At 44.8% G+C, this 22,207-nt stretch carries 25 protein-coding genes and 2 pseudogenes; 13 read left to right on the top strand and 14 right to left on the bottom strand.

Features of this window, described 5'->3' with window-relative positions; genetic code table 11:
- Positions 1-75: 75 nt before the first annotated feature.
- Genes MHB46_RS11325 through MHB46_RS11315 form a run of 3 tightly spaced genes read right to left on the bottom strand, consistent with a single transcriptional unit; the run spans position 76 to position 2,622 of the window.
- Positions 76-357: a transposase gene (locus MHB46_RS11325; protein ID WP_134904816.1), complete on the bottom strand. Its 282-nt coding sequence runs from the start codon at positions 355-357 to the stop codon at positions 76-78.
- A 31-nt stretch (positions 358-388) separates the two neighbouring features.
- A complete protein-coding gene (locus MHB46_RS11320; protein ID WP_209949363.1) occupies positions 389-1,540 on the bottom strand; it encodes an MGDG synthase family glycosyltransferase in 1,152 nt (383 codons plus the stop codon).
- Between the two features lie 44 nt (positions 1,541-1,584).
- Positions 1,585-2,622 carry a serine hydrolase domain-containing protein gene (locus tag MHB46_RS11315; protein ID WP_341162376.1) on the bottom strand — a complete coding sequence of 346 codons (1,038 nt, stop codon included), beginning with the start codon at positions 2,620-2,622 and terminating at the stop codon, positions 1,585-1,587.
- Between the two features lie 365 nt (positions 2,623-2,987).
- Here MHB46_RS11315 and MHB46_RS11310 point away from each other — a divergent pair, with 365 nt between their 5' ends.
- Both MHB46_RS11310 and map read left to right on the top strand, forming a co-directional pair.
- On the top strand, positions 2,988-3,176 hold the full coding sequence (locus MHB46_RS11310) for a hypothetical protein (RefSeq protein ID WP_007428354.1): 189 nt from the start codon (positions 2,988-2,990) through the stop codon (positions 3,174-3,176).
- Positions 3,177-3,281: 105 nt separating this feature from the next.
- Entirely contained in the window at positions 3,282-4,064 is a 783-nt protein-coding gene (map, locus tag MHB46_RS11305; RefSeq protein WP_081317543.1) for a type I methionyl aminopeptidase, read from the top strand.
- 66 nt (positions 4,065-4,130) lie between these two features.
- Here the strand turns inward: map and MHB46_RS11300 are convergent, their stop codons facing one another.
- Positions 4,131-5,417, bottom strand: a complete 1,287-nt coding sequence (locus MHB46_RS11300; protein WP_341162375.1) for a hypothetical protein — start codon at positions 5,415-5,417, stop codon at positions 4,131-4,133.
- 112 nt (positions 5,418-5,529) lie between these two features.
- On the opposite strand from MHB46_RS11300, the gene MHB46_RS11295 reads away from it, so the two are divergent.
- The gene (locus MHB46_RS11295) at positions 5,530-6,042 is read left to right on the top strand and encodes a GNAT family N-acetyltransferase (protein ID WP_341162374.1); all 513 of its coding nucleotides are present in this window, start codon (positions 5,530-5,532) and stop codon (positions 6,040-6,042) included.
- Here the strand turns inward: MHB46_RS11295 and MHB46_RS11290 are convergent.
- Both MHB46_RS11290 and MHB46_RS11285 read right to left on the bottom strand, forming a co-directional pair.
- Positions 6,031-7,290 (bottom strand): DUF438 domain-containing protein, encoded by a 1,260-nt coding sequence (locus MHB46_RS11290; protein ID WP_341162373.1) that lies wholly within the window; start codon positions 7,288-7,290, stop codon positions 6,031-6,033. The two genes, MHB46_RS11295 and MHB46_RS11290, sit on opposite strands and share 12 nt — an antisense overlap.
- A 14-nt stretch (positions 7,291-7,304) precedes the next feature.
- Positions 7,305-7,532 carry a DUF1858 domain-containing protein gene (locus MHB46_RS11285; protein WP_209949371.1) on the bottom strand — a complete coding sequence of 76 codons (228 nt, stop codon included), beginning with the start codon at positions 7,530-7,532 and terminating at the stop codon, positions 7,305-7,307.
- Between the two features lie 235 nt (positions 7,533-7,767).
- On the opposite strand from MHB46_RS11285, the gene MHB46_RS11280 reads away from it, so the two are divergent.
- The 5 genes from MHB46_RS11280 to MHB46_RS11260 are packed head-to-tail and all read left to right on the top strand — an operon-like array spanning position 7,768 to position 12,125.
- A complete protein-coding gene (locus tag MHB46_RS11280; RefSeq protein WP_209949373.1) occupies positions 7,768-8,487 on the top strand; it encodes a hypothetical protein in 720 nt (239 codons plus the stop codon).
- Between the two features lie 42 nt (positions 8,488-8,529).
- On the top strand, positions 8,530-8,931 hold the full coding sequence (locus MHB46_RS11275; protein ID WP_039270421.1) for a GntR family transcriptional regulator: 402 nt from the start codon (positions 8,530-8,532) through the stop codon (positions 8,929-8,931).
- A 41-nt stretch (positions 8,932-8,972) separates the two neighbouring features.
- Positions 8,973-9,908, top strand: coding sequence for an ABC transporter ATP-binding protein (locus MHB46_RS11270; RefSeq protein WP_341163733.1), 936 nt, complete (start codon positions 8,973-8,975; stop codon positions 9,906-9,908).
- Between the two features lie 2 nt (positions 9,909-9,910).
- Entirely contained in the window at positions 9,911-10,813 is a 903-nt protein-coding gene (locus MHB46_RS11265; RefSeq protein WP_069291013.1) for an ABC transporter ATP-binding protein, read from the top strand.
- A complete protein-coding gene (locus MHB46_RS11260; protein ID WP_341162372.1) occupies positions 10,806-12,125 on the top strand; it encodes an ABC transporter permease in 1,320 nt (439 codons plus the stop codon). The genes MHB46_RS11265 and MHB46_RS11260 overlap by 8 nt, the downstream gene beginning before the upstream one ends.
- A 215-nt stretch (positions 12,126-12,340) precedes the next feature.
- Here MHB46_RS11260 and MHB46_RS11255 read toward each other — a convergent pair whose 3' ends face one another.
- The 3 genes from MHB46_RS11255 to MHB46_RS11245 form a co-directional block, all read right to left on the bottom strand.
- The gene (locus MHB46_RS11255; protein ID WP_013369248.1) at positions 12,341-12,922 is read right to left on the bottom strand and encodes a TetR/AcrR family transcriptional regulator; all 582 of its coding nucleotides are present in this window, start codon (positions 12,920-12,922) and stop codon (positions 12,341-12,343) included.
- A 93-nt stretch (positions 12,923-13,015) separates the two neighbouring features.
- On the bottom strand, positions 13,016-13,522 hold the full coding sequence (locus tag MHB46_RS11250; protein WP_341163732.1) for a fumarylacetoacetate hydrolase family protein: 507 nt from the start codon (positions 13,520-13,522) through the stop codon (positions 13,016-13,018).
- Positions 13,452-14,024, bottom strand: coding sequence for a hypothetical protein (locus MHB46_RS11245; protein WP_341162371.1), 573 nt, complete (start codon positions 14,022-14,024; stop codon positions 13,452-13,454). The genes MHB46_RS11250 and MHB46_RS11245 overlap by 71 nt, the downstream gene beginning before the upstream one ends.
- 165 nt (positions 14,025-14,189) lie before the next feature.
- On the opposite strand from MHB46_RS11245, the gene MHB46_RS11240 reads away from it, so the two are divergent.
- Positions 14,190-15,212: an MBL fold metallo-hydrolase gene (locus MHB46_RS11240; RefSeq protein ID WP_341162370.1), complete on the top strand. Its 1,023-nt coding sequence runs from the start codon at positions 14,190-14,192 to the stop codon at positions 15,210-15,212.
- Positions 15,213-15,356: 144 nt separating this feature from the next.
- Here the strand turns inward: MHB46_RS11240 and MHB46_RS11235 are convergent.
- Positions 15,357-16,323, bottom strand: a pseudogene (locus MHB46_RS11235) (IS4 family transposase); the annotation flags it as partial.
- A gap of 563 nt (positions 16,324-16,886) precedes the next feature.
- Between MHB46_RS11235 and MHB46_RS11230 the strand changes: the two are divergent.
- Together MHB46_RS11230 and MHB46_RS11225 are read left to right on the top strand one after the other, a co-directional pair.
- The gene (locus MHB46_RS11230; RefSeq protein ID WP_341162369.1) at positions 16,887-17,039 is read left to right on the top strand and encodes a hypothetical protein; all 153 of its coding nucleotides are present in this window, start codon (positions 16,887-16,889) and stop codon (positions 17,037-17,039) included.
- A 268-nt stretch (positions 17,040-17,307) separates the two neighbouring features.
- Positions 17,308-17,478 (top strand): hypothetical protein, encoded by a 171-nt coding sequence (locus MHB46_RS11225; protein WP_155399775.1) that lies wholly within the window; start codon positions 17,308-17,310, stop codon positions 17,476-17,478.
- 1,190 nt (positions 17,479-18,668) lie between these two features.
- Here the strand turns inward: MHB46_RS11225 and MHB46_RS11220 are convergent.
- Complete coding sequence (locus MHB46_RS11220) at positions 18,669-19,043, bottom strand: aldo/keto reductase (protein WP_341162368.1); 375 nt, start codon at positions 19,041-19,043, stop codon at positions 18,669-18,671.
- On the opposite strand from MHB46_RS11220, the gene MHB46_RS11215 reads away from it, so the two are divergent.
- Positions 19,002-19,397 carry a hypothetical protein gene (locus MHB46_RS11215; RefSeq protein WP_341163792.1) on the top strand — a complete coding sequence of 132 codons (396 nt, stop codon included), beginning with the start codon at positions 19,002-19,004 and terminating at the stop codon, positions 19,395-19,397. The genes MHB46_RS11220 and MHB46_RS11215 overlap by 42 nt on opposite strands.
- Before the next feature lie 177 nt (positions 19,398-19,574).
- Here the strand turns inward: MHB46_RS11215 and MHB46_RS11210 are convergent.
- From MHB46_RS11210 to MHB46_RS11200, 3 genes and pseudogenes are all read right to left on the bottom strand, one after another.
- Positions 19,575-19,835, bottom strand: a pseudogene (locus tag MHB46_RS11210) (Tn3 family transposase); the annotation flags it as partial.
- A gap of 136 nt (positions 19,836-19,971) precedes the next feature.
- Positions 19,972-20,535 carry a receptor-mediated endocytosis protein 6 gene (locus MHB46_RS11205; RefSeq protein WP_341162367.1) on the bottom strand — a complete coding sequence of 188 codons (564 nt, stop codon included), beginning with the start codon at positions 20,533-20,535 and terminating at the stop codon, positions 19,972-19,974.
- 143 nt (positions 20,536-20,678) lie between these two features.
- A complete protein-coding gene (locus tag MHB46_RS11200) occupies positions 20,679-21,119 on the bottom strand; it encodes a YybH family protein (RefSeq protein ID WP_341162366.1) in 441 nt (146 codons plus the stop codon).
- A gap of 137 nt (positions 21,120-21,256) precedes the next feature.
- Here MHB46_RS11200 and MHB46_RS11195 point away from each other — a divergent pair, with 137 nt between their 5' ends.
- Complete coding sequence (locus tag MHB46_RS11195; protein ID WP_341162365.1) at positions 21,257-22,150, top strand: helix-turn-helix domain-containing protein; 894 nt, start codon at positions 21,257-21,259, stop codon at positions 22,148-22,150.
- The last annotated feature ends 57 nt before the right edge of the window (positions 22,151-22,207 follow it).

The raw sequence follows: 22,207 nt of genomic DNA, 5'->3' as shown, positions 1-22,207 counted from the left end.
ATGATTCATACTTTGCACACAGTTTGTCCACAAACTATCAACATATTGGGTGTAGTTGTGGATATACTTCCATAATTATCGGTCACCAGTTTTTAAATGGCGGCGTGGGTGTGTGATTTTACCCATTTTATTCTTGTCATCCTCTTTGGGGATAAGTCGTTCATCGGTACGTCCTTCGTGATGATTATCAAAGGCATATTCGGTCATTTTCCACTCGGAAGTACCCAGAACAACATCAGCGGGAAAATGCTGGCCTCTGTGCAAATGCTGCTCATGTCCATCCTCATCAATATAAACACCGTCCACTTCTACCTTTTCACCCGTTAGCGGGAGTAAATCCTTTCCTTTGCGTTCCATTGGTATCCCCTCCGTCTTGGCTTATTCTTCGTTAATTTGTCCGTACGGAAGGTCTTTTATCCACAAGCTGATGCAAAATATCCTCGGCAATCTGGTCTGCGGGATGAGGCTTGCGGAGCAACTCAATCGCCTGCGTCATCTCTTCGGCAAGAGAGGGGGTGGAAATCAGGTCGAGACAATGCTGAATCAGCTCCTCCGTCGTGCGAGCAATACGGGCAGCTCCTTTTTGCTGCAAATACAGAGCATTATTTAGCTCCTGACCGGGTACGGGCTTGAACACAAGAATAGGCAAACCGGATGCAATGCTTTCCGAGAGTGTAATGCCGCCGGGCTTTGTAATCACCAGATTGCTCGCACGCATAAGTGCTGGAACAAAGTCCACGAATCCATAGGTGTAAATGTCCGGGTGGTCTGCATACAGCGCATCCAATTCTGCTTTCAGTTGCTGGTTACGTCCGCAGACGATGAGTAGCCGCAACTGAGGCAGCTGGCTTAATTGCCGACAGATATCCAGTATGCCGGATAGCACACCATAGGCGCCTGCCATAATGAGTAGCGTAGTAGTCTCAGACTGTGGTGATGGAATTACCTGTTCCTGAACAGGAACTTCGTTAGCAGACATGTTATAAAAAGAAGCGTGAATCGGAATACCCGTAGCGATAATACGTTCGATAGGTATTCCCCGCTGGGCGGCTTCCTGCTGGATATCCTCAGTGGCTACATAGTAGCGGTCAATATCGGGATGCAGCCAGCGCCCATGCAGATCGAAATCTGTAACCACGTTGACAATAGGCAAATTCATTCCCATTTTGCGGCGTAACGCCGGGAGCGCGAGCTGAGGGAACGTATGTATCACGAGATCCGGCAACTCCTTTTTCAGTGTGAGCGTAAGTTGACGCATTCCGAATGAATGCAGCACATGGCCAAAGGCCGATTTAGCCTGCATACCGCGCGTGATGTTATAGACCCAGCCGTAAAGCTGAGGAATGGTTTTGAAGCTTTGCATATATACAAATTTGGTCAGACCGTTCAACCAGGGATGAGATTCAGCCATCAGGTCGAGAAGTTGTACCTCGCAGCGTCCGAGTCTTCGCAAACTGTCCATAATCGCCCGAGCGGCCTGCACATGGCCTTCCCCGTAACTGGCGTATAATATTAGAATTTTTGGTGCTGAGACTTCCATGATTGTTTAGCCTCCTATATTCAATAAGCACATTAAAGCTCATTTCAGGAACGTTCTAAGTTGAGGGAGGATACAGCTGGCAAAACGTAGCGCTCCAGCAGTGTTCGCGGATTTTTCCAACGGCTCACCTTGCTATCTGCTGTAAATACTGCGACTGCGTTCGCTTCTGGCACAAGATAAATTTGCTGTCCTCCATGTCCGTGCGCACACGCGTAGTTGATGCCGTGGAGTCGTCCTGTCCACCATTGGAATCCGTAATCTCCGAATTCTGGATACCCTTCAGCCTGTCGCTGTGTCGCTTGATGCAGCCAATCGGCCGGAATCAATTCTTTTCCGTTCCAGCTGCCTTGATGAAGGCAGCAATCGCCGAATTTAGCCATGTCACGCGATGTCAGATATAGCCCGATATGTCCCATAGTGTAGCCCTCTGGATCTTGCGCCCAACCACTTCTCCCAAAACCTAAGGGTTCGAACAGATGCTGGAGAGCGTACGTATAGGCGTCAATCCCACAACAATGGGTCAGCAGCACGGACAACAAGTGCGAATCAACACTGCGATATTGGAATACACCGAGTAGATCCTCCTGTACAGGTAAGCGCAGGGCAAAGGACGGCCAGCTTTTGCTACGATGAAAACGGTGGATAAAAGCTTCTCCGAGCTTTTTGCCTGTCTGCCAATACAAGCCGGATGTCATGGTCAACAGATGGCGAATCGTAATCTGCTCTAGCAGTGTTTCCTTCCGCCTAGGTAAATACTCAGGCAACAGCTTATGTACAGCCGTTTCTGGCCCGGGCATATCACCGCGAGCCATAGCTATGCCGATGAGCGTGGAAGTGAAGCTTTTGGTCGCGGATCGCAAATCGTTCAGAGAGCTTGCTTCATGACCGTTGTAATAGCGTTCCCAGATCAGTTTGCCGTGGCGCAGCAGCAGGAAGCTGTGCATTTTAGGAAACTTGGCTTGAATTTCACGGTCTGCCTGATCAAGTAGGGAGACATTGATGCCCTCCTCTTCACAAGTTCCTATGTTCAGGGCAGACATACGGGCAACAGGTGCAGTGAACAGCGGAGCATAGCGGCTCATCCTTTTCCCTCCTTGTTATGTTTATTTATTTTACCCCAAACACATACACTCCAAAAACCGATAAATAAGGTATACCCCCTGTGCAACAGCTGATTGAGTACCCCAAATGACATGATGCGTAAAAGATAGGTAAAATCAATGTAAATTTACTGGAAAGCTGAAAGCTGTATCTGAATATGTTATAATGGGGTAGTGATTCAGCCAAAAGAAAATCGGTTAATAATAGTGTCAGGTACATGCCTTGTATAAGGTGTTCCCGACCTAAGCTGCAATTAGACATACTACTTCACTGCATAAGGACATCAATACTTTTCGGCATTCTCTTCAACGGAGCACTTATTTTCAACGTTTTGGGAGGGAGTTACATGGCAACGAAAGGTCACAATGAAGTTAAGGAAAGTCTGCGGGAAATGACTCGAATTTTCCGGCCTAAGGATCCCAAAAAATTTGTAAAGGAATATGTGCGAAAATACCGGATTACAGGAGGGTATGAGGAAGAGTTGACCATGGTGGTGGAAAACGAACTCGGTCGCATAAATTCTTCAGTATCTTAAAGGGTTCGATTACCCGAAAAACTAGAAATACGACTTTTATAAACCGTCTATCCACAGAGGAGACGGTTTTTTTGTGTCCGCCTTGCATACAATGGGATAGGTTTAGTGAATTTGTATGCTCAAAGGAGGCGGATTCCAATAGAGATAGCGATACGAACACCGGAGGAAATCGGCTACATGAGGGAGGCCGGACGTATTTTGGCAGATTGCCATCGTACGCTGGAAAGTCGTATTCTTCCGGGAATTACAACGCTTGAAATCGATGCTTGGGTGGAGCAGTTTTTAAGCAAGCGTGGAGCCACGCCTGAACAAAAGGGCTATAAAGGTTTCCCTTATGCCACCTGCGCTTCGGTCAACGAGGTGGTGTGTCACGGTTTTCCATCGGAGCGAGTGCTTCATGATGGGGATATTGTGACCATCGACATTGTGGTTAACAAGGACGGTTGGCTGGCTGACCGAGGATGGACCTATGCGGTAGGTAACATTAGCCGCCCGGTAGCACGACTGTTGCGGCAGACCCATAAGGCGTTGATACGAGGTATCGAGGCTGCCCGCCCGGGGAGGACGTTGGGGGATATCGGGCATGCTGTGGAAAAAACGGCAGGCTGGCGGCGGTTCGGCAACGTCAAGCCTCTGATCGGGCATGGCATTGGTCGCCAAATGCATGAGCCGCCAGAGGTTCTGCACTACGGTCGTCCCAAAACGGGATTACCGCTGCGCGAAGGGATGGTGATTACCATTGAGCCGGTATTTACCCTCGGAACCGAGGGCGCGGTGCTCTGGGGAGACGATGGCTGGACCATCAGCACAGCAGACGGCAGTTGGGGAGCTCAATACGAGCACACGATTGCGATTACAAAGAACGGTCCTTATATTTTGACCTCGTAAAAGAGAGTTGTGCCATAGGGAGTCAATGTGCGGGTCGTTTGCATAAGGCTCTCTAGGTAAGTTTTTTCAGGATGACACATTCATCGTGCTTGTAGAGATTTTTCGATAAAGCAACAGATAAATCCCCAGCTCGACAGGCGAGGAAACAGCCATCACAATTCCCGCCACTTTGCCATCCAGTCCTGGAAAAAAGCAGATACACAGAATAAGCGCGAGAATCGCAAAGCTTACAGAAAACAGCCTACCAATAAAGATAGGTTTGGTATTGCCGATTAATATCGACCGTCCAATAAAATATTCCACCCAAGGATAAAATGCAACATAGACAGCCAGTATGCGAAGCAGTCCTCTGGTTTCTAGCAACAGTTCTCCTTCCAATCCCAATACATTCCGTAACACAGGATCACTAGCAAATCCGAAGGAGAGTAACAGTAGTAGCAGCGGCGACAGGGTAGACAAAAAGCTCAAAAATATCAGCACTTCCCTGCGCTTGGTCGTATAAAATTGAATCACAATTTGATGCAAAGAGCTGCAAAACCAGACAAATAGATTTAGGATTTGCAGTGCTACAGAAAAGGATGCCACGGCCAAAAGTGGATCAGTTGTATTGTTCAGCGCAGCTTGGATGGAAGGATTCAGGATAACCAGCACCAGCGCCGAATATAGCAAAGGAAGGTAAAAAGGTAGGAGATGCTTCGCATGATGGATGGTTTGCTTCCCGTTGTCAGGAGGCAGCTTTCTTTTGAGAACCCGGCCTTCTAAAAAAGTAACGACCAGCTCTATGAGAATACCTGCAATAAAAATGGCGGCACCGACTCGTCCGTCATTCGTCCAGCCAGCACGGATCAAAAACCAGGAAGCAATTAGCATCACGATAATACGTATGGACGAGCTGAATGTCATCCATGCCGTTCGGTGCTTGTTAATAATAAGTCCCTGATATATGTTACGGACAGCTACCAATATGTATAGTAAAGTAAGAACCTGAAATACGTTCTTGGTGGGTTCGATCAATACTGGGGACACACCAAATACATATTGAAAGACCAGATTGCCTACGGGCGTCAACCCGATACTCCAGCCTATGATCAATACAGCCACCGCCACGAGCGCACATAAAATACCGATAGAATGAACGGACTTGCGATCATAACCGAATTTCGTGGTCATCTGCCGTACAGCGGTTAACGGAGTTTCCAACAGCAGGCACAAGCTGACGGCGACCGCATAGCTGCTTAATGTAAACGAAGGATGTTCCGAACGAGCAAGCACGGCATTGACGATGACATGCGTTAGTGCAGCAATTAATGACGAAATGCCAAGCGGCACATAAAATGAAACAATTTTATTCAAGTCGAATCCTCCAGTAATGAATGAATAGCAATGAATATCCTTATTATAGATCAAGATTTGGATCGTCGATATAATAGAGTGCATAATATTGGAAACTAGGAGTGGAACTTACATGAACATCAGGGAAGCAACGATATCAGATGCCGAGGGCATCGCCAAGGTGCACGTAGATTGCTGGAAGACGACGTACAAAGATATAATGCCTGCCCAGGTTCTGGAACAGATTTCCTATGAGCAAAGAACAGAACTGTGGAATGCGAATCTATCCAGTGAAGACGGTCATCGGGTATATGTTGCTGAAAATGAGAAGGGGGAAATCATCGGATTTGTGAGTGGGGGTCCAGAAAAGTCAGGTGAATATCCCCCGTATGGGGGAGAAATAACGGCTATTTACGTTTTGAGTGAATACCATAGTTTAGGCTTGGGGAAGAGACTATTTTTACGTCTGCTTCAACATTTTAATAGTATGGATATTCACTCTGTAATCGTATGGGTGCTAGCAGATAATCCAGCATGTACTTTTTATGAAAGGCTGGGGGCCAAACTTATAGTAGAACAACATATTATAAGTTTGGGTGGCAAAAACCTGAACATGGTGGCTTACGGTTGGATACTATTCGGATAGAATACGCTTTTGTCCTTCCAAAGCACGAATCGGTGCGATATTTTGCGTAAATTCCAACGTTCCCAGATAGCGGCCCTCTGCATCACGGATAGCAAAATAACGGATGTAGACAAATTTGTCCTTGATTGGAATCCAAAAATCTTCAACATCCTTGCGACCTGCCTTAAAATCTTCCAGCAGCTTCTCAACGACATGCACGCTTTGGGGTGGATGGCAATTCTGTACGGTACGACCAATGACGGCTTTCGTGCGCGCGAAGATTCGTTCTTTACCATGGGAAAAATAGCGAACAACATCGTTTTCATCGATAAAAGTCAGGTCAACGGGTAGATGATTCAAAAGCAGTTCCAATTGTTGTACAGATATAATCCCTGTCTCGAATCTCACGAAGCCTTGCGGTGTTCCAGATGTGTTTTCCGTTTGCTCAAGGGCTTCTGCAGGTTCCTCTGCCCGTTCAGGTATCCATTCACGTTCGGGAGCGGTCAGGCAGAATCCGATTTCCTCGCTTTCTCGGGCTATTTTCAGCCACTCATCCTCTGTCAGCTTACTGAGTGCCATCGGCAGCAAAATATTCTCTTCCTTGAATATCATTTCATTCACTTCGCTTATGATATGGGCAAGTGCCTTCCCAATCTGTTCACGATCTCCATTATATTCGGTGAGTAGACTCTTCGCCTCCTTAATCGCGGCACGAATGCTGTCGTCCACACCCCACATGACTTTGGTTGGGCCAAAAATTCCATAGCGTTCTAGATAAGGAAAGACCAGGTTTTCTTTGCGACTATAGTGCTTGTCGAGATCGAGCAGCAGACTTAAATCTTCCAGTAGCTTGTAGATGATTTTGGGGCTGTCGTCCTTTTGAAATTGGTCCGCGTGCAATGACAACTTGAAGTTGACCAATCGTTCGATCTCTCGATTTTCCAGCTTGAAGGTATGAACGGGATGTCCCGGTTGTTCCTCTGGTCCTGAAGGACGGTGAATATCCTCAATGGAACCCTTGAATATCGATGTATGCACGGAACAAAGACGCTGCACTTCCGATACGGGAATTCCCTCCTCAGTCATCAATGCATGCTCCATAGCCGAAATTTCCGCTACGCTTACTCCGCCAACTGCCTCTGCGAAACGTGCTTTGACTTCCTCCACGCTTTTCCCGGCATGTAATTCTTTTATAATTTCCTTTAGCGTTTGTTGGCGTTCCGTTAATTCCTCTGCTGTATGTTCACGGTTATTAATTAGCTCGCTCATGATTGTTAGCTCCTTTATTTTTGAATGGTAAAACCATGTTGCAAAAACGTGCGTTCCACGGTTTCCATAGCTGATTTTTTCAATGCAATACCTTTGGACAGTGTCATAAAACGACCTGCGGTTTGTAACATACCAGGCTTGGCGATATCGTGAAAACCCAGCTCTACCATGATGTCCTTCACTTCGGGATAACGGTTAACAAGGTTAAATATCGGCTCATCCCAGTGCAGTATCTTATCCATTTGGTCATCCCCTTGATTGAGAACGTTTATCATTTACAGAGTAGCATAGGTTCTGACGAGCTTTTGTGATTGTACGCACAATTTACATTCAGGTGTTGACAGTTGTAATTCATGGTTTATATACTGTGTATAAAGATATATACAGTAATAACACTGATTACTGTAATAATAACTTCGTATGAAGAGAGAACGAGGTCGTCATTACAGGCAGTGCAGAAGGGATCGGGATAAGAAAATGACAATTATCAAGCAGGCATGGAAGATTACCCGGCAGGATTTTCGCAACAATCCATATGTCATGCTGTGGACATTGCTGTTTATTGCGTATTTGGGATTTACCATGAGTTTTGCTGTAAGTGTGCATTGGGATGAACGTGGAAACTTGAGTCCAGTAGCCGATTTTATCATGCTGGTGTTGATTCCGTTTCTCGGATTCATTTATAACCGTCGTGCATTTAAATATCTTCAGGAAGATTCCTATACGCATATGCTAGCCTTTTTCCGCACCTTGCCTATACCGATGAACGCGGTGATTATGAGTCGAATTCAACAAGCGATTTTGGCGTTTATTGTGAATAGTGTAATATTTTTCACTCTCTTGTTTACGTTGTCAGCTACGTTTCGTGTATATGCCAGTACAGGTTTCTTTGTATCGTTTGCACTTACCTGGATAGGCTACGGAATGCTGATTCAAGCCATTTATATTCATTTGGAATTTCTTAAAAAAGGAAAATCCTACTTTTGGATATCCATTGTCATTATGCTCATTTGTGGGATAGTTACGATTATAGTTCGAGTATGTGGGGCCAATCTGGTATTGATAACGGCATTTTATAGTAAGGAATGGCAGCTGTTGTCTCCGGTGATGTGGGGAGCGTTGCTGGCAGGAGTTCTGGGTATGTGGGTGTCCTATAAGGTGACACAGCGTAGGCTTATGAAACGGGACTTGACTTAGCGGTATGTGTACAAAGATAGATAAAAAGGGGGGGAGAAGCAGGTGAATATACCAGTGCAAATTGATGAGAATAGCGCGGAACCGCTGTATGCACAAATTGAAAAGCAACTTCGTTCACTCATCGTAACCGGACAGATTGCAGCGGGGACGCTGCTTCCCTCCATTCGGGAGTTTGCAGGGACGCTCCGCTGCAGCGTCATCACCGTCCGGCGGGTTTATCAGGATTTAGAGAACGAGGGCTTGCTTCGTACCCGGCAGGGGACGGGCACCTTCGTAGCTTTGGTTGAGGACGATAAGCGCTCAGGTTACCGCCTTAAAGCAGTGACCGAGGCGTTGGAAACGGCGATTGACACAGGCATTGCTGTGCAGATGACAGAACAGGAATTGTTGGAGCTTTTCGCAGAAATGGTGAAGAGAAGGTATGAAGTCCAAGTGAAGGAGTGAAGCCCGTGAAAAACGATGTAAACCATCATGTGGAAGTTCCTATGGAGATACAGATAAAAACACCCATTATTGAGATGAGCCAAGTCTATAAAACCCGAGGTAACCGGGAAATTGGACCGATTAATCTAACCATTGAACCGGGATATGTAGTCGCTTTGGCTGGACATAACGGATCGGGCAAAAGTACATTGATTCACCTGCTGACTCAGCTTATCCATCCGGATTCCGGTGAAATTCGTTGGTTCGGTCAAGCGTATCCAGACGGCATGCCGGCAGATACACGACAATGGGTTGGGTATGTGTCAGAGCAGCCAACCCGTGAGGAAGATCGACTCACAGCAGAAGCAGCAGCGGCTTTTCGAGCCTTGTGGTATCCCGGCTGGGATGAAACACGTTTTCAGCGTCTGATGGAACGATTTCAGGTTCCTCAGCATACGAAATTATCGCGCATGTCCAAGGGAGAGCGCCGTAAGTTTGAGCTGGCTGCAGCCTTGGCACCTCACCCTCGTTTGTTGCTGCTGGATGAGCCTTCGTCGGGTTTAGACCCTTTTGCCTGGAAAATCATGCTGGAAGAACTGCGGGATTGTATGGAGAACGGCAAAACGACGGTCATTATTGCTACTCATATTATAGACGAGATTAAGCGTTTGGCGGATTATATTGTTCTGATGCATGATGGCAGGCTGCTCGGCAAGCTGGAAAAAGACCATTTGCTCGAAAATAGCAAAGAAATGTGGTTTGAAGGCACGCCAGAGGAGGCATCGGAGCTTCCGGGAGTGGTAGAGACGGAGAGCGAAGGCGGATTGCAGCGAATTGTAACGTTGGCAGCCGGAGAGACCAGCGCCATATTGGAACAAGCGGGCATTCGCCCTATCCGTGTGCGGCGTTTGGAGCTGGATGATATTTTAATACATTGGTCTGCGGGACAACTATCAGATGATGCGGAGACATACACGCAGAAAAAAGGAGCGGAGTAATCATGAGCATGCTGCAATTGAAAGAGGTCGTGAAGCAATATGGGAACCACACGGCGGTGAACGGAATTTCGCTAAATGTGAACGGCGGGGAGATTTACGGACTACTGGGAGGCAATGGAGCAGGCAAAACGACAACGATGCGCATGGTGCTCGGTCTGATTTACCCTGATGGGGGAAGCATTCAATATGAGGGTAAGCCCTATAGTAAGGAGCTTCAGCGGACGATGGGCTATTTGCCCGAGGAGCGTGGACTATACCCTAAGGTGAAGGTGAGCGAGCAAATTAACTATTTGGGCAGGCTGCGCGGCATGTCGGCCAAGGAGGCGGACAAAAGTCTACGCTACTGGCTGGAGCGTTTTGGAGTGCCGGAATACTACGACAAGCGGATTGAGGAGTTATCCAAGGGGAATCAGCAGAAAATGGGCTTTATTGCCGCTGTAGTGCATCGCCCGACGCTGCTTATTTTGGATGAGGCCTTCAGTGGGCTTGATCCGGTGAACGTTGAATTGCTTAAGGATACGGTGAAAGAGCTGCGGGACGATGGGGCTGCGATTTTATTCTCGACCCACCGCATGGAGCATGTGGAGGAACTGTGCCGCCATATTACGATCTTGCATCGCTCCAATACAGTTGTGCAGGGAAGTGTGCAGGAGATTAAGGGCCGTTACCCACGTGAAAAAGTTCGTCTCATTACTACAGGTGAAGTGAATGGACTGGAGCAGCTGCCCGGCGTGCGCCGTGCAGAGCCTATGGATCGCGGCTGGATGCTGCATATTGAGCAGCCGGATGCGGCGAAGTTGATTTTACAAACGGCGTTGGAGCAAACGGATGTAGAGCATTTTGAGATCAAGGAACCTACGCTGAACGAGATTTTCATTAGAGAGGTGGGGGATTCCCATGAATAGACTGGGTACGGTGATCGGTTTTACGTTTCGTCAGAAGGCGAGAACCAAATCTTTTATCATTACAACGCTGGTACTGGCCTTGCTCATTACGATTGGTATGAATCTGCCGTATTTGATTTCTTTGTTTAAAGGAGATGGGGTAGGAGGTTCGGGCACAACGGCAGCCGAGCATCATCGCTTGGGACTGATTGCTGGGAGCCGGATAGAAGTGGCGAATCAGCTGGAGCAATTCACCAAGGAGCAATCCAACCCGGCAGCCATCTGGGTGCGTTATGACAGCGTACAAACGCCGGCAATGCAGCAAGCCTTGAAAAACGGGGAGCTGCAAGGTTACGTGCAGTTCACGGAGCCTGCCGCCAAGGGAGACGCGTTTCCTAAAGTGGAGTACGTCTCTGTAGAAAAAGAGCCATCTCCTGCTGTAATTACATTGTTGCAGACGGGACTTCAGGAAGCTAAAGTCAAAGCCATTATGGGCGGCAATGCATTGACCAGCGATCAAATTCGTGAAATTAGCACACCTGTATTGGTGGATAGCAGGGAAGTAGACGGTCCGTCTGAGGCAGGGGGAGCCGTGGGGACAGAGAAAAAAGAGACCTCTATGATTAACTATGGTTTGGTCTATGTACTGATGATTTTATTCTTCACCTCCTCCATGATGACGGGGAATATGATTGCTGCAGAGGTGACATCGGAAAAAAGCTCACGTATCATGGAGATTCTCATCACAAGCGTATCGCCGTTGACCCAGATGTTCGGAAAAATTATCGGCATCTTCCTGGTCGGTCTACTGCAAATTGCTGTTTTTGCAGCCGTTGTATGTGCCAACCTTATGCTGCCGCATAATAATGTCATTCTTAGCTCAGCCGGGCTGGATCTGTCGCAACTGAATATCGCGGTGTTGGGCTATGGTCTGGTATTCTACATCCTCGGCTACTTTCTGTACGCAGTATTGTTCGCTGCGGTGGGCTCCATCGTTAGCCGTACCGAGGAGTTGGGACAGGCGATCATGCCGATTACCGTGCTGTCACTAGCAGCCTTTTATATCGGTATCTTCAATATCGCCGCACCTGATACGATTTTCGTAAAGGTTGCCGGGTACATCCCATTTTTCTCGCCGACCGTCATGCTGTTGCGGATTGGTCTGGAGCGGGCAAGCCTGCTGGAAATCTGGCTGTCACTTGGTATTCTGGTCGCCTCTATTTTGTTGTTCGGTTGGCTGGCTGCCAAGATCTACCGTACGGGTGTCTTAATGTATGGCAAACGTCCTTCGTTCAAAGAGCTAAGAAAAGCCATGAAGGCTTATAAGATTTAAATTTTTAGCAATACATTGTGAGTAACCATTATAGTTGAGACAAATGTAATTAATAAATGAGATTTTTTTCAATATATGTTTGAGACAAAGTGGGGGCCTTGATTCATCAGAAGTACCGATGGATCAAGGCTTTTCTACTTTATATGGTGATGATTAATAATTGGTGATGTTTTGAGAGGAGAAGTTAGACTTATCATTAAATAAATCAATAAAGCTTATGACTGAGACAAGATTCCTTTAACAAACAATGAGACACTGTGCTTGTAGAACTCTTCCTCGGTGACGAGTTGGGACTGATATTGCCGGTGAATCAGCTCGCTCATCTGAAATCCGTAGCACATCGAGAGGAAAGTCATGGCGGCAAGACGCTCATCCTGTCTGGCTATAACTTTTTTCTTCTGCAGGCGTTCAAAATATTCAACCAGCAAGGAGTGCAGCTTCACCGGCGGATCGGCCAGCACTCTGTCCAATTCGGGAAGCATTCCTTTGTCACGGATGCCAATCAAAATGATGTCCGCATTTTTATGGAAAAACAAACGGTACTGCTGACTTACATTCAGCAGATCTACTTCCGGATTATCGGTCGCATCCTCTTTTAACAGCTTCTCAAATTGCGGGATATCCGAATGTCTTTCAATGATGGCTTCCAATATGCCTTGCTTGCTTCCAAATTGCCGGAAAATCGTAGATTCATTGACTTTAGCTTCCGTTGCAATGGCTTTGGTGCTTACTCCCCGATAGCCCTTCTTTTTGATGAGTCGTGTCGCGGCTTCAATGATTCTGTCTGAAGTTTGCATTGCATTTCTCCTTTTACATATGTTAAACCTATTCTACTACAAGATTTTGCATATGCAGCAGGGTCGGGGTTCATCATTTTCATAAACGTTTATTTAAGGCAAATCGCTTCTTTTTTCCCAGCGGCTTGGTTCAGTAATCTTGACATGATCAGGCACCAATTGCGTGAGCGAGCCTAATTTATCAAATGTAATCTGGATTCGGTCAGAGGGCAACAGCCATTGTTCGGTCTCGATTGCGCAGCAATCCGGTATCGTCCCCATTCCTATAATCGTGCCCGGGAGCGGCGTGAAAACTTTGAGAATCTCCTCCATCACTTTAGCAGGGTGTACAGAATACTCGGATGTGCTTCCCTTCCAGTGCAGTCTCTCCCCGATCCGTACATCCACATCCAGTGCCAGCGGGTTGCCGATTTCATCCGGCGTAGCCAGAAATGGTCCTATTCCTTTGCTGCGATCAAAATCTTTGCAGCGCGTCGGTCCAGTCAGCGCCAGGAAATCAGGCCACTGCACATCGCGAACAGTACTGTCGTTAAAAATAACATAACCTGCAATGCAGTTCCCCTTCCCTGTAACAAAGGCCAGCTCCGGCTCGATATCCAGGTAGGAAGAGTACGAAGGCCAATGTATCGTATCCCCATCGCCGATTAATGCATTGGTTACACTTGTAATAACTGAAAATTACTTTATTCGGATCTTGCTGGAATTTTTCAGCAATTTTTCGTTTAAGTTCTTCTCTTTCCGGTCCTGTGTATTCTCTTTGCAGCAGATTTACGCCAGCATTTCTCAGATGTCTTGGCGTCAGCCCGAAATCGATAAGCGCAGCCGGATGCGGAACCGGCGGCAGCAATTTTACCGCTGCAATCGGGCAGACTTCATTTTCATTGAATTGATGCGACAGTTCGACAGCATATTGCATCAATTCCTTAGCGGCATCATAACTTGCCGGCAAATAATGAAGATAGCTGTCCATACTTTCAAGACTGTCAACGAATGTTCCCTGCTTTTTCATGATTGCGGCAAAAGACACGACAAATTTCTCGTTAATTACAAGCCCAAACAAAGGTTCCTGAGATGTCTTGGTTTGAAAGGTTACTAGCTTCATGTTGCAGCGCCTCCATCCATGTTGTTTGATGTTGTTCTGTTACTATCATATTGCATAACATAAATGCATGCAAGTGCTTGCTTGCATTTATGTTTTCGATTCTCTATACTAAAGACATAATCAGTGTGCTTTACCCCAAAAACATATACGCAAAGGAGAATTTTCATGAAGTATGGACGTATTATCCAAAAACCTCGCGTTAAATTTTTTGAAGTCGCAAATGGCGTCTTTGCCGGTATTTCGCCGTATCGCGGCATCAGTTGGGCCAATGCCGGGTTCATCAACAAGGGCGGAGGGCTGGTGTATGACACGTTCTTCGATTTGTTCCATGCGCGGGAAATGCGGGAGGCTTTTAAGGAAGTAAGCAACGGCGGCTCTCCCGCATATGTGGTGAATTCGCACTATAACAGTGACCATGCCTGGGGAAACAAAGTGTTTGAAGATGCTTCCATTATTATGCACAAGGAAGCGTCCAGAGAGCGTCTCACCGAAAATATCGCCTGGATGGATAGCGTCATCAGAAGAGGAAAGAATTCTCCGGAATCGACTTCGGGCGAGCGGTTTTTTGCAGCGGAATTTGAAGGATTCGACCTGGAAGGCGTAGAATGGGTGCTCCCGAATATTGAGATAAAGGACGATATCAACATCCGTCTTGGCGATATGGAAGTTATGATTTACAACGTAGCTCCGGCCCACTCTGACAGTGACTTGCTGCTGTGGATGCCAAAAGAAAAGGTGCTGTTCGCCGGCGATGTCGTGTTTAACGGTTGTACGGCATACAGCGAAGAGGGAACCCTCAATTGGGTTAAAGTGCTTGATCGCATTATTGATGAAATTAAACCCGAAATCGTTGTTCCAGGACATGGCGCCATCTGCGGCCTGGACTTCGTGAAGGAGCAAAGAGACTACCTTCTGAACCTGATTAGCGAGTTTAACAAGCATTACAATGACGAAATTGATACCTTGTCCCTGACCAAGCAAATTGATATTTCCCGCTTCCTTCATTGGATTCAGCCAGAACGGTTGTATGTTACAGTGGATATCCTATTGAAAAGCAAACGAGGGTTACCACCCCTTCCAATTTGGAACGAGGTGCCTGCTAAGCTGGAAGACATGAAAGCTTTTTTGGCCGGAAAATATGGCGATCAGATCAAGCCATGGGACCCTATGAGTGTTTGGCAAGAATAGCAAGTTGAAGCTAGCGTACGAAAAACAAAAAACGGCCTTGTCGCAAACGATGCGAACAGCGGCCGTTTTTTTATTATTCCATGGAATTAAAATCGGCGTTTAGAACCGATTATAAAGAAAAATGGAGATGGACTTATGACTAACTTAACTTTCGCAGCTCAAATCTCCAAACAAACCCTTGATGTAGCTGGGTAAACCGGAGATCCATTCCTGGAGTCGACAAAAAACAGCTGTTTTGTTCTTCTTTGTTTTGCCTGGGACATTTCGAAAAATAAATTCATGAGTTGCTCAAGCGCAGTCTGGTAATCCAGATTGCGGACTTCATCGGCAAAGAGGAAAAAGAGTCCTCCGAGTGTCCGGTCATCACTCGATTGACGTCGTTCGTATTCCATCGCTAAATATCGGCTGAATACAATCGTGGTGTGGCTAATCAGCCCATCAAAAGAGCGTCCTTGAAATTCTGTTCCTAGTTTCAAATAACTTTTGGTGACTTTAAAAAAAGTTTCAATACGCCATCGCATGCCGTAAATGCGTACGATTTCTGCGGCATCCAGCGTGACATCTGTACTTAAAATGGCAAGCCATTCCCGTTTGTTATTCCGGCTGCGAACAAAAACAAGCTTACCGGTAGCCCGCAAGCCGTCTGTACAATGAGGGAGCCTTTAATGTCTTTTGCATTCGATGCAAGTAGACTTTGAAACACTTCGCGAAGCGTCATTTGCTTGCCTTGCACCAGATAGCGTTGTTTCATTTCTTTCACCATACCAATCACGGGAAGCCCTTGGGCGGCGAACTCACGAAGGAGTGGAGCTTGCGTAAACCAGCTATCCATAAGCACGTAGTCAGCGGTGAAGCCTGCACGTAACGCTCGTTCCAGCAAGGCTACGACAGCATCCGGCTTCCGAGTAAAGGCCTCCATCCGGCGTTTGTAGCCGTGACTGCGTTTGGAAAGATTCGAAGCCATTTCACACAACCGATTGGTGATTTTGGCGGAAGAGAGCATAACAAAATCAAGTGGAGCAAAGCTAAACCCGTCCGACCAACCTAGGGTTAACATAGTGTAGCCTTTGATAAATTTGCACGTGGAATGGTCAACAAGATAATTCACTAAAAAAATTATTATCCGACTGTTCCCAGGAGGTAATTAATGACGAATCTCTTTATGAAGAATTAGCATCTACGACTTCTTTATATACATTTCCCAAAAAAGACACCGTAAATAATGCTGTAAATAAAAGCGATATGATAAAAATATATGATTACAGAATGGTCGGAGGTACGGGCGGTCTTATTATGATACTATCTTTCAAGCCCCAAAACAGGGGATTTGTCCATCGTCGTTTGAACGCTGGAGGAACTCCTGCACCTTAACCTCAACTGGGGAGGTAGGAGACGTGGAGGTTCCGAAACCGGTTCTCTATGCTGTCGGATTCGGGAAGAGGCCGAAAGAATGATAAAACGCTACTGACTGCTGTTGTCAGTAGCGTTTTTTATAGTACGCTAAGCATGGCGTCATCTCTAGGGTGAGAGTCCCGAACGTAGGCTGAGCTAACGCCTACCGTTACCAAGAGCAAGGGTGTTCAAGGGGGTTCATCGCGAGGTGGAATCTGGAGGAAGCTGGAGGCAAATGCACGAGCCAAGGTACACGAACTGGATTTGAGGCAGGGATCGTAGATGAGTCACTTATGCATAACGAAATCCGAAGTCGCCAAGGGCATCCCTGTAGACTCCAGTGGTTGCGGGCAGAAAAATGGCGCTCTTATCTGGGGAGGCGTGCGAGGACAGGGGCTTGCCGCCCGTTTCTACTCGATCTGGGGTTATATCTAGAATAAATGAGGAGTGTTGTTTTCATCAGAAGTACAGCAGAAGCATTGCAGGTCTTTTGAAACGACGGTTCAACGGTATTTAGTTAAACTAGAAAACCTCAATATGGAGCAACTACATGCAAAACCGCATGAGAAAGAAGGTCGATTGGGCAAATGTATATGCATTTGATACAATTCATGCATTTGCGTAATGTTGACCAAAGTTTGGCCGGAAGCGAAGCCGCATTGGGGATCATGGGAGAAAAAACAGAGAGTGGTAAGGCAAGGCAGTGTCTGAGCTTGGAAGTTTTCCACCCATTCGGATACGGGTCCCGGATTCGCCGCAGTACACACCGCAGCAGCCGAAGAGTAAGGAGCAGTTTATAGAAGGACTTCGTGGTGTAGTGGAACGGATGAAACGTACTGAAATCACCTTGCGTCAGGCACCCGGATTTGAATAAAATCCTTCATCCCGGATTCGATGCATTTAATGCTACAGAGTGGTTTTTACTAGTTAAAATGCAATACAGCATCATCTATTGCAGCTAGGGCGTTTGCAACATTTTTTAGAAAATAACGATGTATAAATTGCCAAGTAGAAGTGGTGTAACGATGTTAAATGTAAAAAAACAGCAGCAAAGTCGCGGCTGGAATGGCGTTGTATCTGCTTTGAATGTTCTATATGTTGGGTTCGCGCAGCTCTGTCATGGCAAAGCCCCGCCCGAAGTGATTCTTCTAAATTCATATTTTTTACAAGAAAGCAATTCTAAAACCACGATAACATTGTCCCGCTGAAAGTCGCTATTTTAAGTTGAAATTAAACATTGAAAAAGATTGTCGCTGGCAAGCTTTTTTTGATGTCTTTTGAGCTAATAAAGATAATATGAAGCCTATACAAGTGGATGTATACTTATGCATTACAGTAATGAGGATATTCTCATTAATTATGATTTTTATGGCTTACATGAGTTGGATAGCGATAATTTTCTCACTAATTATGACACCGCACAACAACTATATAAATATTAAGGAAAGTGTTAAGCACACTATGGAGGCGATTGAATATGATTAATCATTGGATACAAGAACGTATAAGTTATTGAGCACAGGGGTAATTATTTTACTCTTAGCATCAGCCATAAGTAGAGAAGGTTCTGGAATGAAGGATGCTGTTCAAGGAGCAATGGTTGGTGCTGGAGCTATTCTCGCTGTAGTTGATCTATGGCTGGCTGGTAGCAAGAAATAATGAAGGATTAGGTGCTACTCCAAAATGGAGTTGCGCCTTTTTACATAGAATCAAATAATAATTACATTTCCTCATTAAAACCTTGAGAATGCCAGACAATATATCAATCTTCAATTCTACTGATTAGATTGTCCATGAATCTGAGTTCTCTTTAACCCGATCGTTCACCGTTCCTTTGCGCACTCCGAGCTGTTTTGCCTCATAGTATGCATTTGACTTAAGTTCAAGGCATCGCTGTACGACATGTAATTTCGTTTCTAAAGAGGTTGAACTTCATTTAGACAATTGGAAAAACTCCCATCACTGTAGCAGTAGAAGTTTTGTTTGTTCTACTGTCTCCTATGATAGGAGCATATCATCCTTAGTTAGCTGTTTTCTTATTCAATTTTTTAATTGTAATTATTATCAATCTCTAGTGAAATTCTCCAGTATCCCAGCTGGATACCGGCTACCGGCTGATCCGTGTGGGAGGATCTCTTTAATACGTTGAAGATCAGCTTCAGTAAGATTAACATTAACAGCATTAATGTTTTGCTCAAGCCGCGTAACACTGCGTGTACCAGGGATTGGGACGATATTCTCTCCTTGGTTAAGAAGCCAAGCTAGTGCCAATTCTGCTACAGAAATCCCTTTGTTAGAAGCGAGTTCTTTAAGTTGTTCAGTTGCATTTAGGTTGTATATAAAGTTTTCCCCTTGCCAACGCTCATCGAATCGACGCATATCTTCTTCGGGGTACTCGTGGGCTGGTTTAACTGCATCTGTCAGGAAACCTCTACCCAATGGAGCGTAAGGGACCTTGAAAGTAGTTATCCTGAGACCTATGAGCGCCTAAAAGAAGCTATGAAGCAACGAGAAGATCAGGAATTGGCTTTCTATGATGAAGGGATTAAAAGTGGGGTCTTTAATAAGATTGAGGGTAGACTTATCGTTATGCAAGATGAGATTCTAAGTAATGTTTTAGATGTAAAGTACTTGATGGAGAACCAATTGACCGTGTTTCAAGTGCTATTTGACTATTACAATCTAAAGAAATTCCAGTTGTTTAAACCCGATAAAATGAAAATGATAGATGACAATTTGATGATTCCTAGAATTGAGCATATGGCACAAAAAATCTCAAAAAACTTATATTAAACTAATTATTAATGACAGATAACAAGAATATTTCTTCTTAGTAAGTATTTAATAAAAAGCCCGATGAGCACGTATCATCGGGCTTTTTATTAAATACAGAGGGTGACTGCTTAGGTTTCAATCAGAGCGAATATAAATTGCATAACAAGTCAAAAGCTTTTGAATCCTTTCCTGTTAGCGAAATCCGAGCAAATGCGTTAAACCAAAGACTTGATCGGTGTAACCGGCTGTATCCGTATAATGCACCTCGATGGCCAAGTCTGTTTCATGGTGGAGCAAACCGTCGATGACGTGTACGGCATCCCGAGTGTTCGTATTGATGACTTTCGTGTAGAAAGAGGAAAATTGGTCGCTCACGAACCGATAAATCGTAGCTCCTTTTCCCGTCCTGTAATAGGGATTCGCATCTACGTGAAGCGTCGAAACTCCAATCTGGAGGGCATTCCATCAGTGACATTCTTTTACATACAAAAAGAGCAGCCAGTTTAGTTGCTCTTTTTGTATGTAAAATATATTGAGTTTTCATCAATTGAATCTCCTAATAGAGAATATTAATGTCCCATTTCCTTGCAGATTAATCAATTGTGCATAATTTCCCCTTTAGAGGATACTTTCTACTAGAAGATAAGAATATAGTCTTTTCGTCAAAATATTTATTAAAATAGTTGTTCGTTTTTAGATGAATATCAGGCTGATACCATTTAGAAAACCCATTTCGCTGAAACAACAAAGGCATACCCAATTGCTCGGATCGCTTCCCCTTTAAACCATCTCCAATGTTCAGCGAATCAATATATATTCGATCAACAATCCCCTGTAATCTTTTGGGGAAATCTGGCGTGAAGGGCAAAAGAGGAGAAATGGATGCCTGTGTAGCAATTCCTGCTGCATGGACATTTCTAAGAGCCTTTAAGCGCAGGTTGATTCCTGGAGCTAAAGGTGCAGAAAGTCGCTTTACATCTTCTCGGTCTGTTTCAATAGTCATAGAAACTAATAACTCACAATGTTGTTGTAATTCTAAAAGTATATCGAGGTCTCTAACCACCAGAGGACTTCTTGTTTGGATTTGAAGGAAATCTGGTGGAGATTCAATCATCTCCGTTAATATTTTTCTTGTTATCTCAACCTTACGCTCCATGGCTTGGTATGGACAATCTGCATGGTAGATACCCCTTCATTTTAAATATTTATATAAATGAAATTCCGAATGAACAGAAACTCCCTCCACCAGTTCAACTGATAAAGGGAGTTTTAATTAATTTTAGTAAAAGATGTGTGTATTTAGAACGCATCAAGACCCGATATAATCCCAGGATGGCGGACAAAAGACCAATGGGAATGTACTGTACGCCATTCGCCATTAATTAAACGAAAAACTTCAGTAGTATTCCAACATTTTTGAAGTTTTTCTTGTCCATCTTCTCCTGCTACATAATTGTGTAAATTATAACTCAACACAGCCAAATCACCAGCTTCACTGACAGCGAGATCTGGATTGAGATATTCACTCCGAATAATATTAGGATTTTTATAGCGTGACAAAATATGTTCTCTCACCGCTGAATTACCTACAATAAGTTTTTCAGTCACAGGATCGAAGTATGAAATATCATCACTGTAACTATCCAGGTACCCAAAGCAGTCTCCTTGATTCCACCGTTCATTATTAGCGCGTTCTATATTCAATACAGTTTCAGCTAATTCTTTGATATTTACACTCATTTTTTTGCTCCTTTTTTTTAGATGTTGGAAGTGATATGATCATTTTAGGTCATTAAACACAAATGATAAAGGCAAAACCGGGAAAATAAATGATACTTTTCGGACATTCTACATTTTGAGTAAAGGAGGTTTATGTAGTGGTTCGCATATCAAAGCAAAAAATAAATATAGAACGTCTTAAATATCAACCTGTACTACCTTATCCATACGATTTAGAAATTTTTCGAGTCTCTGATCTTAAACAACGGACACCCAAAGAAAGGATGAGTGTAACTTATAGATATGAATTCTATATGCTTATATGTGTTACTCAAGGTGAGTGTATACAATGGGTCGATTTTGAGCCGATTTCCTGTAGCACAGGAACCTTTCTTGCCATATCCCCAGGTCAAGTTCATAATTTCGGACATGATGAGAATTGGGATGGTTGGATTATTTTGTTTCGTTCGGAGTTTCTTATACCTAACACATCAACATTAAATGAGCTTAAACTAGCTTTTGATTTTGGAAGGCTACCAAGCATTCTAAATTTAAATCATAATGAGTTGCGTCGTAGCATCGCTTCTATTGAACGAATGATCGAAGACTTGTTGATTGAAGGGACAGAAGAAGATATTCATATGTTGTTGCGTTACCAACTCTATGCATTTGTGACTTGGCTCAGTATTCTTCATAAATGCAAACGGATGAACGAAACAATAGATTCTCAAACATCGCTGCGTTTTATAAGCTTCCAGAAACTCGTTGAGAAATACTTCGCTAAGTTGAGCCATGTCAGTGAATACGCTACTCGTCTAAACTGTACGGAAAAAACTCTAACTCGAGCAACTATGGCAGCAGTTGGAATAAGTGCAAAAGCTTTCATTTCGGCCCGGATTAATCTTGAAGCAAAACGTCTGCTGATGCATACGGACTATTCTATTAGTGACATTGCGGAAAAGCTTAACTTCAAGGAGGCCACCCACTTTAGTAAATTTTTCAAACGTGAAACAGGTTGTACGCCTGCAGAATTTCGACAGCAGCATCTTTGAAATTATTAACTTACTCGAGTGTCTACTACCTTTCATATTGAATAAAACACTAATTGT

Origin of the sequence: Paenibacillus sp. FSL H7-0703, assembly GCF_038003485.1 — a bacterium.
Lineage (GTDB): Bacteria > Bacillota > Bacilli > Paenibacillales > Paenibacillaceae > Paenibacillus > Paenibacillus polymyxa_B.
Note: the sequence above shows the minus strand (reverse complement) of the source record. Positions and strands in the feature narration are given on the sequence as shown.

Coding starts and splice junctions, on each gene's coding strand:
- MHB46_RS11320 (WP_209949363.1), bottom strand. CDS start 1,540: ATGGAAGTCTCAGCACCAAAAATTCTAATATTATACGCCAGTTACGGG.
- MHB46_RS11315 (WP_341162376.1), bottom strand. CDS start 2,622: ATGAGCCGCTATGCTCCGCTGTTCACTGCACCTGTTGCCCGTATGTCT.
- MHB46_RS11295 (WP_341162374.1), top strand. CDS start 5,530: ATGAACATCAGGGAAGCAACGATATCAGATGCCGAGGGCATCGCCAAG.
- MHB46_RS11260 (WP_341162372.1), top strand. CDS start 10,806: ATGAATAGACTGGGTACGGTGATCGGTTTTACGTTTCGTCAGAAGGCG.
- MHB46_RS11325 (WP_134904816.1), bottom strand. CDS start 357: ATGGAACGCAAAGGAAAGGATTTACTCCCGCTAACGGGTGAAAAGGTA.
- MHB46_RS11255 (WP_013369248.1), bottom strand. CDS start 12,922: ATGCAAACTTCAGACAGAATCATTGAAGCCGCGACACGACTCATCAAA.
- MHB46_RS11245 (WP_341162371.1), bottom strand. CDS start 14,024: ATGAAGCTAGTAACCTTTCAAACCAAGACATCTCAGGAACCTTTGTTT.
- MHB46_RS11205 (WP_341162367.1), bottom strand. CDS start 20,535: ATGGAGCGTAAGGTTGAGATAACAAGAAAAATATTAACGGAGATGATT.
- MHB46_RS11290 (WP_341162373.1), bottom strand. CDS start 7,290: ATGAGCGAGCTAATTAATAACCGTGAACATACAGCAGAGGAATTAACG.
- MHB46_RS11280 (WP_209949373.1), top strand. CDS start 7,768: ATGACAATTATCAAGCAGGCATGGAAGATTACCCGGCAGGATTTTCGC.
- MHB46_RS11200 (WP_341162366.1), bottom strand. CDS start 21,119: ATGAGTGTAAATATCAAAGAATTAGCTGAAACTGTATTGAATATAGAA.
- MHB46_RS11270 (WP_341163733.1), top strand. CDS start 8,973: ATGGAGATACAGATAAAAACACCCATTATTGAGATGAGCCAAGTCTAT.
- MHB46_RS11285 (WP_209949371.1), bottom strand. CDS start 7,532: ATGGATAAGATACTGCACTGGGATGAGCCGATATTTAACCTTGTTAAC.
- MHB46_RS11240 (WP_341162370.1), top strand. CDS start 14,190: ATGAAGTATGGACGTATTATCCAAAAACCTCGCGTTAAATTTTTTGAA.
- MHB46_RS11265 (WP_069291013.1), top strand. CDS start 9,911: ATGAGCATGCTGCAATTGAAAGAGGTCGTGAAGCAATATGGGAACCAC.
- MHB46_RS11310 (WP_007428354.1), top strand. CDS start 2,988: ATGGCAACGAAAGGTCACAATGAAGTTAAGGAAAGTCTGCGGGAAATG.
- MHB46_RS11230 (WP_341162369.1), top strand. CDS start 16,887: ATGAGTCACTTATGCATAACGAAATCCGAAGTCGCCAAGGGCATCCCT.